At 40.1% G+C, this 13,453-nt stretch carries 10 protein-coding genes and 1 other annotated feature; of the genes, 5 read left to right on the plus strand and 5 right to left on the minus strand.

The features are described 5' to 3' along the window. Positions 1–16: 16 nt before the first annotated feature. Positions 17–2,773: an ATP-binding protein gene (locus tag P9Q65_RS06515; RefSeq protein ID WP_304508561.1), complete on the minus strand. Its 2,757-nt coding sequence runs from the start codon at positions 2,771–2,773 to the stop codon at positions 17–19. A 396-nt stretch (positions 2,774–3,169) separates the two neighbouring features. Between P9Q65_RS06515 and P9Q65_RS06520 the strand changes: the two genes are divergently transcribed. After that, entirely contained in the window at positions 3,170–3,727 is a 558-nt protein-coding gene (locus P9Q65_RS06520) for an N-acetylmuramoyl-L-alanine amidase family protein (protein ID WP_304508562.1), read from the plus strand. A gap of 261 nt (positions 3,728–3,988) precedes the next feature. Further along, entirely contained in the window at positions 3,989–5,014 is a 1,026-nt protein-coding gene (locus P9Q65_RS06525) for a hypothetical protein (protein WP_304508563.1), read from the plus strand. A gap of 86 nt (positions 5,015–5,100) precedes the next feature. Here P9Q65_RS06525 and P9Q65_RS06530 read toward each other — a convergent pair whose 3' ends face one another. The 4 genes from P9Q65_RS06530 to ilvD form a co-directional block, all read right to left on the minus strand. After that, complete coding sequence (locus P9Q65_RS06530; protein WP_304508564.1) at positions 5,101–6,363, minus strand: TRAP transporter large permease; 1,263 nt, start codon at positions 6,361–6,363, stop codon at positions 5,101–5,103. Continuing rightward, a complete protein-coding gene (locus P9Q65_RS06535; protein ID WP_304508565.1) occupies positions 6,360–6,854 on the minus strand; it encodes a TRAP transporter small permease in 495 nt (164 codons plus the stop codon). Before P9Q65_RS06535 ends, P9Q65_RS06530 begins: the two co-directional genes overlap by 4 nt. 30 nt (positions 6,855–6,884) lie before the next feature. Then, the gene (locus tag P9Q65_RS06540; RefSeq protein WP_304508566.1) at positions 6,885–7,913 is read right to left on the minus strand and encodes a TRAP transporter substrate-binding protein; all 1,029 of its coding nucleotides are present in this window, start codon (positions 7,911–7,913) and stop codon (positions 6,885–6,887) included. Positions 7,914–8,042: 129 nt separating this feature from the next. Beyond that, complete coding sequence (ilvD, locus tag P9Q65_RS06545; RefSeq protein WP_304508567.1) at positions 8,043–9,704, minus strand: dihydroxy-acid dehydratase; 1,662 nt, start codon at positions 9,702–9,704, stop codon at positions 8,043–8,045. Between the two features lie 341 nt (positions 9,705–10,045). Between ilvD and P9Q65_RS06550 the strand changes: the two genes are divergently transcribed. The 3 genes from P9Q65_RS06550 to leuA all read left to right on the plus strand — a co-directional run bounded on the left by P9Q65_RS06550 (position 10,046) and on the right by leuA (position 13,448). Then, positions 10,046–10,348: a DUF3795 domain-containing protein gene (locus P9Q65_RS06550; RefSeq protein WP_304508568.1), complete on the plus strand. Its 303-nt coding sequence runs from the start codon at positions 10,046–10,048 to the stop codon at positions 10,346–10,348. Positions 10,349–10,472: 124 nt separating this feature from the next. Continuing rightward, complete coding sequence (locus tag P9Q65_RS06555; RefSeq protein ID WP_304508569.1) at positions 10,473–11,177, plus strand: FadR/GntR family transcriptional regulator; 705 nt, start codon at positions 10,473–10,475, stop codon at positions 11,175–11,177. Between the two features lie 208 nt (positions 11,178–11,385). Continuing rightward, positions 11,386–11,629 (plus strand) — a binding site (T-box leader). Positions 11,630–11,786: 157 nt separating this feature from the next. Then, a complete protein-coding gene (gene leuA / locus P9Q65_RS06560; protein WP_304508570.1) occupies positions 11,787–13,448 on the plus strand; it encodes a 2-isopropylmalate synthase in 1,662 nt (553 codons plus the stop codon). Positions 13,449–13,453 lie beyond the last annotated feature (5 nt).

A 13,453-nucleotide genomic window follows, 5' to 3' on the forward strand; every position in this document is an offset into this window, starting at 1 on the left:
ATGACGGTTTTCTGTTTTATTCCTTTTTATTTTCAATCAATTTTTCCAAAGTCTGATAAAATTCTTCGGAATCTATCGCCTTTGAAATATGTGCATCCATTCCTGCCTCAAGGCTCATTCTGACGTCCTCTGAGGATGTGTTTGCACTAATGGCAATGATAGGCACACTTTTCGCATCCTTTCGCATTAAGGAACGAATACGCCTTGCCGCCTCATACCCGTTTACCAAAGGCATTCGGATATCCATTAAAATCAAATCATAATACCACACAGAGGATTTTAGAAATAATTCTATCCCAGCCTGCCCATTTTCTGCATGATCCACAATACAACCCATTTTCCCCAAAAGTGCCTTACTGATTTGGGCATTAATGGGGTGATCCTCGCACAATAAAACTCGTCTTCCCACCAAAATTTTCCCTTTATGGAAAACATCTTCAACCCTTTTATTTTCAACTTCAGTTTCACAAATATCTATTTCAATTTCCACCGTAAATTCAGTTCCCATTCCCGACTGGCTATGACACCCAATCCGTCCTCCCATCAAATCAATTAACTGCTTTGCAATGGCAAGGCCTAAGCCCGTGCCGCCTTCATTCTGGAGAGTTCTGTCCTCCTGTTCAAAAGGTTCAAACATTTTCTTTTGAAACTCCTCACTCATGCCGATTCCTGTATCCCGAACAATAAAAATCAAATTTAATCGCTTTTCATCGACCTTTTCGGCATCAACAATAAATTCAACAATCCCCCCCGGCGGCGTAAAATTAATAGCGTTGTTAATAAGATTTATAAAAATCTGTTGTAGTCGTAGCTTATCAAATCTTAACAACTGCTGAAAATCTCTAAGGATTTGCATATGAAACATAACTTCTTTTTCCATTGCCCTTGCACAAATGATGGTCTCAATGGCCTGCAAAAAGTCATGGAAACAATAAGGTTTCGGATGCAATTTTAACTTATTGTTTTCAATAACACTCATATCCAGGGTATCATTGATAAGCGTCAACAAATACTTACTCGTCTGATTGACCTTTTCGTGATAATCCTTGGATTTTTCTAAATCTGCGCAGGAAACGCCTAAAGAAGACATTCCGATAACTGCATTAATAGGTGTGCGCATATCATGGCTCATGTGAGATAAAAAATCAGCTTTTGCCCTATTTGCCGTCTGTAAAATCTCATTCTCTCTACGTTTATTTCGATATTGAACAAAAACAATAAAATACGACGTAATCAAAAATCCCAACAATATCATTAAAATTGCAAAGTGAACAGGATTTGTATACATCAAATCCAAAAAACCACTCTGCTTCGGATGATTTAAATGTGTACGAATAATCTCACGAAGATTCTCTTGGGACATACTTGCTAAGCCCTTACTCATAATAGAAAATAATATGGGATCCACTTCCTTCGAAATCCCGACACATATATTCTGAGAAAACCCCTGCACCGTACGAAACTGCAATGCACGGTATTTGGGAATTGTTAAATAATACTCTGCCTCATATGTATTGACAAAGGTACAGTCAGCCACCTGATTGTTCACCGCCTCAAGACAATCCTCCACTGTATCATAATATAAAATTAGTGGTATATCACCAAATCTTTTTTTTATATTTTCCGTTATAAAAAAACCTTCGGGCAAAGCGAGACAATTTAATTTGGTGTTACCGGTTTTGGTTACTGCCAAATAATCCACATCTAAAAAGGGTTGTGTAAGGTAAGCTTTATACGCATTTGCCCATTGATAATTATAGGTAATAGCAGACAGCAAATCATAATCTCCACTTCGGAACATTTCTTTTTTTTCTGCACGATTTTCCGCAAAAGTATATTCAAAATTCACACCAATGGCTTTACCAACCGCTTCCAAAACATCAATGGTGATTCCATGGGCTATTCCATCATCCCCAACCCCCTCAAAAGGCAGCCTTTCGGCATCATATAAAACACGGATAGTGGGATGTTCTTTAATAAAAGCTTCTTCTGCCTTCGATAGCACAATCATCTGTCCACTGGAAAAATCATAATATTTATAGTACAATTCATTATCAAAATTAGGGGTTGCCGCCTTCATTTTTCCTAAGGCCTCGTTTAGCCCGTCCAAAACTTTTTCATTTCCTTTTGTAGTTGCATAATATACATTGGTTGTATCAAATTTTGCAATACTCCGCAAATACGGCGTAAGCTGATCACTGCTAATAAGAGCAGCATCAACTTTTCCTCTATGAATTGCACCAAACATATCTTCAACTGTATCATAGGTAACAGTATGAACCGTAAAGTTATTCTTCTCGCAAAATTCCCGGAAGCCTTTATTTCTTGCAAAGTTTTTTTGAAGCCCAACAGTTATCCCATCAAAAGCAGGAAAATCCTCATAAGCAAGGCTTGGATTTTCTATGCCCGTAACTAACAAAGACATACTGATTCCCGAAGGGACATCCGGAAAATCATATATATTTTCTCTATCCGGTGTTTTTTGCAAAAGACCTACTATGTCAACTTCCCCATTTTTTAGCATCTCTTGGCATTCGCTAAACGTGCTTCCTAACACATATTTGTATTCCCATCCCGTATACTGAGAAATGGCCTGTAAATAATCATAACTATACCCCGAATAACTCCCATCATCCCCAACATCTTGAAAATAAGGGAATTCATAGTATCCAACCCGAACAATATTTTGATCTTCCTCCCCAAATACAGGATTTGATAAAGCAAAGAAAACGCCAAAAACAATGAAAACCGGTATAATTCCTTTCAGTTTCATTTGCTCCCCCCATTCTTTTGTTTAAATCCAACCCTTTTCCTATTTATATCCAGGCATGATTTCATGTACGATCAGTTGAAAACTTACTTTAAATGGAAACGATTTTTGAAAAGATTTTGAAATGTTTCTCCCGACCAAATAGATATCGCAAGGTTTTAAATTAGCAACAATTTACTCATATAATATAATCATATTATGCTTTTCTCCAGCAAAAATCAACTTATTCTATCCCATTTTCAAATACCACAATCGTAACACAAGATTTTCCCCACCTTGTCTCATCATAGTTTATATCATTCCCACATCTACTTACCTGTACTTTTTTTGCATTTTATTCACTATCATTCCATTGAATAATATTATATTATTAATAAACCATATTAAGGTGGTGCTTCTATGGCAATTAAAATATATATAGATCAAGGTCATAACCGTGGCGTAAATGCCGGGGCTGAAGGATTTGGTTTATACGAACAAGATGTTGTTTGGCAAGTAGGCATGTATTTGGCAGATCTTTTGAATAATACCCCTGGGTATGAGGCAAAAGTTTCCCGACCAACCATCGACACAGTCCTGGGGTATAACGCTACGACCAGCCTTGCCGCCAGAGTTGCCGACGCAACAAATTGGGGCGCAGATTACTTTATCAGCATTCATGCCAATGCCTCAACCAATCCCAGTTATAACGGCAGCGAGGTATTAATTTACAGCAATTTATCCCAATCCTTCCCTTTGGCTGAAGCTATATTGCAGCAGATTGTAGCAGAACTAGGAACGAAAAATAATGGCGTTAATATAAATCCAAGACTTTACGTTTTAAGAAGAACAGCAATGCCCTCCCTCCTAGTAGAATTAGCGTTTATTACCAATCCCCAGGATGCAGAAAAGCTGCGAAACAATCAATTTGATTTTGCTCAAGCAATTTACGATGGTATCCGCATCGAATTAGGGTAACCAAAAAAATCGCAACATATCATTACGCCAGTTTATAGCGAAAAGATCCAAAGTAAGAAATCACTCAAAAGTCCGTATTACAAGAGAACTCAGTTCCCTTAATACGGACTTTTTGCTTGTGCCTTATTTTCTTACGTTCTTGATACTTGCTTTGTCATAAACTCATATTTTTGGCTTCAACGACAACCCCTTCTGAAAAAAGAGCATATTTGGTAAAAATTCATGAATATAATAAAATAAATCGTTGAAATGAGAATGTCTATGAAACCAATACTTCGGAAATCAGAAATTTTTCACTTTGCCACAAAGAAAAAACGACTTGCAGGTTTATTTCTTCTTTGCCTCTGCGTTGGCCTATCTTGTGCTTTATTACAAAATAGAAATGAAGAGCCTGCCAGAATGGTCATGGGTGGTGTTCTACAAACGCAAGCAATTGTATGCGAAGACTTTCTGGATAGCTGCACCACAGATTTTGAAACATATTTTCGGCCTTCCCGGCTTCCATCCTTAAATACCCGAATCTCTTCTTTTGACTTTTTTGACCCATATTTCCAGAAAAAACCCCAGGAAATCTCCTTGCCGGATACCCTTTTGGATACCCCCGAAAATACCATCTTGAATTATTATAGTATTTTGCGTGACGCTGCAAACCCAGTGGAAGGAAAATCGGCAGGCTGTGGTACTTTAGGGGATGACAAAATCCCTTACCCCGTTTCATATCAATTTCTTTCCCAGGAATATCAAAGGAATTTACCCTATGATGCTTATTTGGAAACCTATAAAAATATATTACATATCAATTTAATCAAATATCATCAGGTACCACCGGAAAGAAGCAATGAAGGTAGCAAACGATATTTTGTGGAACTGGAAACCATTGAAGGAACAGAGAAGGATACAGGCGTTTTTGCCTACTATTACGGATACGTTGATTTGGAAAAGAAAGAAAATCAGTATAGAATCACTAACATTCATTATTTTGGCGAAAACTTTTTATGTGCACCCTATCATGGATGGCAATGGGATGCTGAATCGAATGTTCAAATTCGCTACGGCGATTGGTGCAAGCTCATTCAGGGAGATGTTCAAAAAACCCAAACCGACGATATTATTCGCATCCAATTTGACGGAACTGACGGCTATCAGTATTGTATCGTTTTTTTCAGACTAACAAACGGTACAGATCTTGAGGTTGCCCAGTACCGTAGATTCCCCGGAGGGACATGGAAGGCAATTACCATAAAAGTTGAAGATTGCTTAGAAAATAATAAGAAAGTATCCCAATAAAAAATCCTTTATTATCGGGAACTTTCCCTGCACACGAAAACCCCCGATATATATCGGGGGCTTTCTCTTTTGTTTTTTATATTTTCTTAGAAAATGATACTCGGTATAAAAACAGGAATGTAAACAATCAAAAAGAAAATGGTAATCAATCCAATCAAATATGGGATAACAGCCTTTGAAATTCTCTCAATGGGCATGCCCGTAATGCTGGATGCCACAAAAAGATTAATTGCAACCGGTGGCGTAACCATACCAATGGCAATCCCCACAGTAAAGAGAATACCAAAATGAACCAAGTTTACATCCAGTGCCTTCATCAGTGGTAAAAATACAGGGGTTAAAATAATAACCGCCGAGGAGGTTTCCATAAATACTCCGGCAATTAGAACAATCACAGAAACCAAAAACATAATTACAAATTTATTCTCAGATACGGACAATACTGCCATAGCAATAGATTCAGGTATCTTCCAATTTGCTAAAACCCACCCGAAAACACCACTGCAACCAATAATTATCATAATAATCGCTGAGGTTTTTATGCTCCCCACCATAATGTTATATAAGGATTTCCAAGTCAAATCCTTATATACAAAAGCAGATACGATTAGCGCATATACAACGGCAATAACCGCAGCTTCCGATGGTGTGAAGTAGCCTGAGAAAATACCACCTAAAATAATCAACGGCATCAACAATCCCCAAATGGAGCGTTTCAGGGTTTCCCATACATTCCTCAAGGAAAATGGAGTTCCCTTGGGGTAGTCAAACTTATAAGCCTGCCATAAAGAAATGACAATAAGAACAACCCCCATTAAGACGCCTGGCAAAAAACCGTTTTGAAACAGCTTTGTTACACTTTGTTCTGCAACAACAGCATATAAGACCATGGGAACCGATGGCGGAATAACCACGCCAATCGTACCCGCAGAGGCAATCAGAGCCGCCGAGGACTCTGCACGATATCCTCTGTCCTTCAATTCAGGAATCAAAGTTGCACCAACCGCCGCTGTGGTGGCTGCCCCCGAACCGGAAATTGCGGCAAAAAACATACCCGCAACCACAGAAACTATAGAAAGACCGCCACGAATACCCCCTACCAAAGACTCCGCAAAGGCAACCAGACGCTTACTAATAGCACCGCTTGCCAATAAATCTCCGGCAAAGATGAAAAAGGGAATGGCAATCAATGAAAAGGAATCCGAAGCCGCAAACATCCTTTGTACAACCACCAATCTATCAACGCCACCGGTAAAAAGTACTGCCACAGCTGCAATCCCAATGGAAAATGCAACAGGAACGCCAATAATTAAGCATAGAAAGAAAACACCGAATAATACAAGGCTCATTGTTTTTCATCCCCCTTTTGGAATATTTCACCTAAAATAGCGTCAAGGGCATGTATTCCCATAATTCCGCAACCCAATGGAATTGCCATGTACATATATTTCATGGGCACATGTAAAGCTGCCGATTTTTGCGTACCCATCATTCCCATATAGCGAAAACCATGATAAATTACAAGAATAAAAAATATACCGCAAAGAACATGCACTAAAATTCTTGCAAAGGTTTTCAGCTTCTCAGGCAGTAAACCCTGCACAAATAAAACAGCTATATTGCTGCCGGATTTATAAACACAGCCTGCCCCAAGCAAAGATGCCCATATTAAAAAATATCTGGCCAATTCCTCGCTCCAAGAAAGGGCTGTAAAAAACACACGGCAAATAATTTGAACAAACGTAACCACTACCATTGCGCCCAGAAGGGCTACACAAATTGTCAAGCAAACTTTGTTAATGGTATCGCTAAGCTTTCTAAATAATGTTATGACTGACATAAGTAGCCCTCCTTCAGCTCAAGCAATATATTACTTGCTCAGTGCATCCTGAATCTGCGCAATCAAATCTGCATACTGTTCGCCGTATTTATCATATGTAGGCTGTACAGCAGCTTTAAAGGATTCAATATCAGGGTTCTCCACTACTTCTACACCGTTTGCCTTGATATCCTCCAACTGGCTTGCTTCATTATCTGCAACCCACTGGCGTTCATATTCTGCTGCTTCCTGTGCAGCTTCCTTGAAAGCAACCTGTACGTCTTCAGGCAACGCATTAAACTTCTGCAGGCTCATGGTGATGATGGCAGATGCATATGCATGACGTGTCATGGTTAAATATTTCTGAGATTCCCATAATTTGAAGGAATGAATTACGTTTACAGGGTTTTCCTGCCCATCAATTGTATGCTGCTGCAAAGCTGTTAAAGCCTCAGACCAAGCCATAGGTACTGCATTTACCCCTAAAGACTCAAATGTAGAGATATAAACTTCGTTTTCCATTACACGAATCTTTAATCCGTTCAAATCAGCGGCAGAAGTAACAGGCTTCACATTGTTTGTTAAATTTCTGAAACCTCTTTCTGCATAAGCCAAACCTTTCAGGTTTGCACCTTCAAACTCATCCAACAAACCTTGTCCGATTTCACCGTCCAACACCTTATAAGCAGAGGCATTATCCGGGAAAAGGAATGGCATGTCCAATACGCCCATTTCAGGAATAAAGTTTACAAAAGGTCCACTGGTGATAATACCCATATCCAGGGTGCCCATCTGCATGCTCTCAAGCATTGTTCTTTCATCTCCTAGGGAGCCATTAGGATAAATTTCGATTTCATACGCCCCATTTGTTTTTTCCGCAACCAGTTCTTTAAATTTTTCGGCTGCAATCTGAAAACTATCCTGCTCATTTACTGTGGTACCCAGCTTAATGATTACAGGTTCCGCAGATGCGGAATCCCCCGCTCCTTCTGCTGCGGGTTGGGTGGAACTGCCGCCACAGGCGGTCAAAGCTACAACAAGTGCGGTTGTCATGGCAACCATTGACAAAAAACGTTTCATACTATTACCCCTTCCTAGATAATTAAATTTTTTTGAACCCTTCGTTTTTCTTTGTCCTTTAAAAAGATTTTAAAATCCCTTAAAAAAACCGCAAAAACAAATTATTGAGCGAAGGTTTTCATTTTTCTATTATTTAAATACAGCTCCCGTATTTGCACTGGTTACCATATCTCTGTATCTTCTTAGGTAACCTTCGGGTACTTCCTTCAAAATCGGCTTAAAGTCAGCTTTTCTTTTTTCGATTTCAGTATCATCCACCTGAAGCTCCAACTTATTGTTCAGCATATCAATACTGATAATATCCCCATCTTGGATCAGACCGATCACACCGCCAGCTGCGGCTTCAGGAGAAACATGACCAATGGATGCACCTTTGGAAGCGCCGGAAAATCTACCATCCGTAATCAACGCAACGCTGTTATCCAAGCCCTTTCCAGCCAGTGAAGCTGTAGGTGCCAGCATCTCTCTCATACCAGGGCCGCCCTTTGGTCCTTCATAACGAATCACAACAACGTCTCCGGCAACTACCTTATCGTTCAAAATCGCTTCGATAGATTCTTCCTCGCTGTTAAATACCTTTGCAGGGCCTTCATGCACCAGCATTTCAGGCAACACTGCGCCTTTTTTTACAACTGCACCATCCGGGGCGATATTCCCCCATAAAATTGCCAAGCCACCATCAGGAGAATATGCTGTTTCTTTGGAACGAATCACATTCGCATCCAAAATTCTTGCGTTTGCAATGTTTTCCCCAACCGTCTTGCCGGTACAGGTAATTGCATTCGTATCAAACAGATCGTTCTTCGCCAATTCTTTCATAACAGCGCTGATGCCGCCAGCTTCATTTAAATCAACCAGACAGTCTACACCCGCAGGGCTCAATTTTACAAGATGAGGGGTTTCTTTACTGATTTTGTTAATTTCTTCAAAATCAACCTGAAGCCCCGCCGCATGCGCAATGGCAGGCAAATGCAAAATGGTATTTGTAGAACAACCCAATGCCATATCTGCGTGTAATGCATTTCTAAGAGTTTTCTCTGTCACAATATCTCTGGGGCAGATCTTCTTCTCTAAAAGTTCCATGATTTTCATGCCTGCTTCCTTCGCCAAACGAATGCGTGCTGCGCTGATTGCAGGGATCGTGCCATTTCCAGGCAAACCTAAGCCGATTACCTCTGTCATACAGTTCATGGAGTTTGCAGTAAACATCCCTGCACAAGAGCCACAACCGGGACAAGCATTGTTTTCAACATCATCCAAAACTTCCTGAGTAATCCCCTCTTTTCCAATAGCACCAACCACTTCAAAAGCATTGGAAAGGGTAATTTTGTTGCCGTCTACGGTTCTACCGGGCATCATAGGTCCGCCGCTTACAAAAATACTGGGGACATTCAGCCTTAATGCCGCCATAAGCATACCGGGCACGATTTTATCGCAGTTGGGAATAAAAACCAATGCATCAAAGGGGTGTGCCATTGCCATAATTTCAACGGAATCGGCAATATGTTCTCTACTGATGAGGGAATATTTCATGCCGCTATGCCCCATGGCAATACCATCACAAACACCAATTGCAGGGAACACAAAGGGTGTGCCTCCTGCCATACGAATTCCCGCCTGGACTGCCTCTGCAATTTTATCCAAATGAATGTGACCGGGAATGATATCATTCTTCGCACAAACCACACCAATCATGGGTCTTCTGATTTCTTCGTCGGTCAGCCCTAAGGCCTTAAATAAAGACCTGTGGGGAATTTTGGTCGGACCTGTTTTCATTGCGTCACTTCTCATTATACAATCCTCCTTCTTTTTTCATAAATTACCCAAGCTTTTCTTGTTGCTTATACTTGTCTGCCGCAAAATCGGTCAGACAACTTTTCTCTGTTACAAAAAATTATAAGCATTTTTTATGGATTGTCAATAAAAAAAATATCTATTTTTCTGATTTGTGAAATTAGTCATAGACAGTGCAAAAAAAACAATGCTATAATTGGTCATACAACTTAATTATAAAAATGCGCAAACCTTTCGATATAATGCAGCCGGGATTTCAATGAAAAAAATTGCGCCTATTCACTAAATTTATGGCTGATTTTAGGAAAAAAACTCTTTTTTCAGAAGGAGCGAAAAAAATGAATGAAAACACAAGCTGTTGCGGAGTTGTTTGCACTATATGTGAGCATTTTCCAGGGAAATGCCAAGGTTGTGCCAAAATAGAAGGGAAACCCTTTTGGTTAAAATTTATCGGGGAACACATTTGCAGCATCTATCATTGCTGTATCGAAAAAAAAGGCCTGCATCACTGCGGACAGTGTGATCACTTGCCGTGCGACCTTTACACCCAAGCATATGATCCCACAAAAACAAAAGCAGAAAATGAGTCCATTTTAAGAAAACAACTGGAAGAGTTGGAACGGATGAAAAAATCATTTTAAAAACCAATCACCAACTTTAACCTTCAATGCTATTTGATTTTCAAAACTCTTAAATAAGCAAAATAACTGACTTTAAAAATAAAGAGCCAGTTTTCCAGAAAAACTAGGACAAGGAGGAGAATGCATGAAAAATGAATTTATCCCTGCCTCTCAGGTTGCTGCCAATGAGCTGAGTGACATGATTTTTTTACAAAAGCGTTATAAACCTAATGAAAAACTTCCAAACGAGCATGAACTTTCCGCCCAACTGGGGGTAAGTCGTGCTACGCTGAGAGAGGCAATTAAGCTTTTGGCCGGAAAAGGTATTTTGACCATCAAACGTGGTAGCGGTACCTTTGTAGCCGTTCCTGAAGAGCAAGCGGCAGATGTTTTTGGCTTGACCTATTTGAAGGATAAGGTGAAATTGGTAAACAGTTGGTTTGAATTCCGTTTAATTTTGGAGCCTTCCTGCATCCGCTTGGCCATTCAAAATGGTACCCCCCAGGAATTACAAGCCATCATCGCTTCCGCCAACCGAATGACTACTTTAAAAGACAACAGGGAAATTCCAAAAGAAGAGGTAATCAAGGAAGATCAGATTTTTCATATTGCCATTGCAACCGCCACCCATAATGACATCATTCAGCTGATTATGCCCTCCCTTGCTACGGCGGTTAAGGATTCCATCATTACCGCAACGCAAATCGGCACAGATGTAAAAAGCATTGACAATGCCCTAACTTACCACGCAAAAATTGCCGAATTTGTTGAAATGGGCGATGCCGATGGTGCGGCCATGGCCATGCACTATCATCTTTCCAAAGGAATTCGTGACTTAAACAATTCCTAAAAAAACAAAGATACGGAATACGTAGTTGTTAGATTACTGGAAAAATTTTTGTATTGCAAAAGAACTTTTTTGAAAACTTATAAATGGCTATATTCTAAAGCCATACGCATAAAAGCTTCCAGAACTAATTTGTTTTAAAAATATTTTTCAAAAAAGGTATTGACAGAAATATAAATATCTGTTAGAGTACACATTAAATTGTATTAAAATAAATGCAAAGAAAAGGAATAGTAGGTTTTTTGATACTTCCAGAGAGCTGCCGTTTGGTGTGAGGCAGTAGTAGGATAAAAACCGAACTCGCCTTGGAGCAGGACACTGAAAAGACTACAGTCGGTAGGTGTTCCCGGAATTTTCCGCCGTTACACGGAAAAGGATATGTTTGTATCCTAAAAGTGCGTCTTTTTTTGACGAATAAGAGTGGTACCGTGGAAGTTAAGCCTTTCACCTCTTTGCAAATCTGCAAATAGGTGAAAGGCTTTTTTTAATATTCGTAAATGGTATTCATCAATCTTATCAAAGCACTTCCGTGGGGAAAAAGTGCGAAGCAACCTCTTTTCTTATTGCAGTAAGAGTAATTGGAAAAGAAAAGAATTAAGGAGGAAGAGAGCAATGAAAAATTATCAAAAGTACAGAGCTTACGAAACAGTGAAAATGTCAGACAGAACTTGGCCAAACAATCGGGTAACCAAAGCACCTATGTGGTGCAGTGTTGACCTTCGGGACGGCAATCAGTCTCTGGAGACTCCCATGGGTTTAGAACAAAAATTGGAATTTTTTAGTTTTCTTGTAAAAATGGGATTTAAAGAAATTGAAATCGGATTTCCTGCCGCATCGGAAACGGAATATGAATTTACAAGAACTTTGATTGAAAATAATTTGATTCCCGATGATGTTACAGTTCAGGTTTTAACCCAATCCCGCGGGCATATCATTCAAAAAACTTTCGAAGCATTAAAAGGTGTAAAGAATGCCATTGTGCATTTGTATAACTCAACATCTACGTTACAAAGAGATGTTGTTTTCGGGAATTCCAAGGAGGCTACCATTGATTTGGCCGTTTACGGCGCACAGCTCATTCGTGAAATAGCGGAAGATTATCCCGAAACAAATTACCGATTTGAGTATTCACCGGAAAGCTTTACAGGAACGGAAATGGATTTTGCCGCAGTAATTTGCAATGCAGTAATTGACGTTTGGCAACCTACAGAGGACAAAAAAGTAATCATTAATTTGCCTGCAACTGTGGAAATGAGTACCCCCAACCTGTACGCAGACCAAATAGAATATATGTGCCGAAATTTAAAAAACAGGGAAAACGTGTTGGTAAGCCTTCATGCCCATAACGACCGAGGCACTGCCGTTGCAGCAACAGAATTAGGAATACTCGCCGGAGCTGACCGTGTGGAGGGCACTTTATTTGGAAATGGGGAACGCACAGGCAATGCAGATATTATGACTATCGCCATGAACATGTTCACTCAGGGCATTGACCCTATGCTGGATTTTGAAAAGATTGATGAGGTTGTGGGGATATACGAAAGCTCCACTAACATGAATGTGCATCCACGTCATCCCTATGCAGGGCAGTTGGTATACACCGCTTTCTCCGGAAGTCATCAAGACGCCATCCGCAAAGGCATGGAAGGAATGAAGAACCATCCCGAACATTGGGAAGTACCCTATCTGCCTATTGACCCCATGGATGTGGGAAGAACTTACGACCCCATTATTCGTATCAACAGCCAATCGGGCAAAGGCGGCGTTACCTTTATTCTGGAACAACATTATTCCTTACACATGCCAAAGGCATTCCAGAAGGATGTGGGTGCAGTCATCACCCGAGTCTCCGACGAGATGCAATGTGAGTTAAGCCCCGAAAAGATTTTTGAAATATTCAATCAAGAATATGTTGACATTCGCAGCCCTCTAAAGTTGATCCAATACCGTACAGAAACAGTAGACCCCGAGCGAGATGTTCTTGCCATAGAGGCAGAAATTGAATATCGTGGAGAACGACATTTTATTCAAAGTGAAGGAAACGGCGTTGTTTCAGCTTTCTGCCATGCAGTGAATGATTTTATCAATATGCCCATTGATATTGTCAACTATCGTGGTCATTCCATGGAACTGGGAACAAACTCAAGAGCCATCTCCTACATCGAAACAAAGGACGCCACAGGAAAGCGGTATTACGGTGCAGGTACATCCTCCAGTGTTGGCAAATCCTCACTGAGAGCAGTGGTAAGCACGATCAACAAAATGCTGATTTAAAGACA

It is taken from the genome of Anaerotignum sp., assembly GCF_030625865.1.
Classification (GTDB): Bacteria; Bacillota; Clostridia; order Lachnospirales; family Anaerotignaceae; genus Chakrabartyella.

Excerpts from the sequence above, each read along its gene's own strand:
- P9Q65_RS06520 (WP_304508562.1), top strand. The coding sequence starts at position 3,170 with ATGGCAATTAAAATATATATAGATCAAGGTCATAACCGTGGCGTAAAT.
- ilvD (WP_304508567.1), bottom strand. The coding sequence starts at position 9,704 with ATGAGAAGTGACGCAATGAAAACAGGTCCGACCAAAATTCCCCACAGG.
- leuA (WP_304508570.1), top strand. The coding sequence starts at position 11,787 with ATGAAAAATTATCAAAAGTACAGAGCTTACGAAACAGTGAAAATGTCA.
- P9Q65_RS06525 (WP_304508563.1), top strand. The coding sequence starts at position 3,989 with ATGAAACCAATACTTCGGAAATCAGAAATTTTTCACTTTGCCACAAAG.
- P9Q65_RS06555 (WP_304508569.1), top strand. The coding sequence starts at position 10,473 with ATGAAAAATGAATTTATCCCTGCCTCTCAGGTTGCTGCCAATGAGCTG.
- P9Q65_RS06540 (WP_304508566.1), bottom strand. The coding sequence starts at position 7,913 with ATGAAACGTTTTTTGTCAATGGTTGCCATGACAACCGCACTTGTTGTA.
- P9Q65_RS06515 (WP_304508561.1), bottom strand. The coding sequence starts at position 2,773 with ATGAAACTGAAAGGAATTATACCGGTTTTCATTGTTTTTGGCGTTTTC.
- P9Q65_RS06550 (WP_304508568.1), top strand. The coding sequence starts at position 10,046 with ATGAATGAAAACACAAGCTGTTGCGGAGTTGTTTGCACTATATGTGAG.
- P9Q65_RS06530 (WP_304508564.1), bottom strand. The coding sequence starts at position 6,363 with ATGAGCCTTGTATTATTCGGTGTTTTCTTTCTATGCTTAATTATTGGC.
- P9Q65_RS06535 (WP_304508565.1), bottom strand. The coding sequence starts at position 6,854 with ATGTCAGTCATAACATTATTTAGAAAGCTTAGCGATACCATTAACAAA.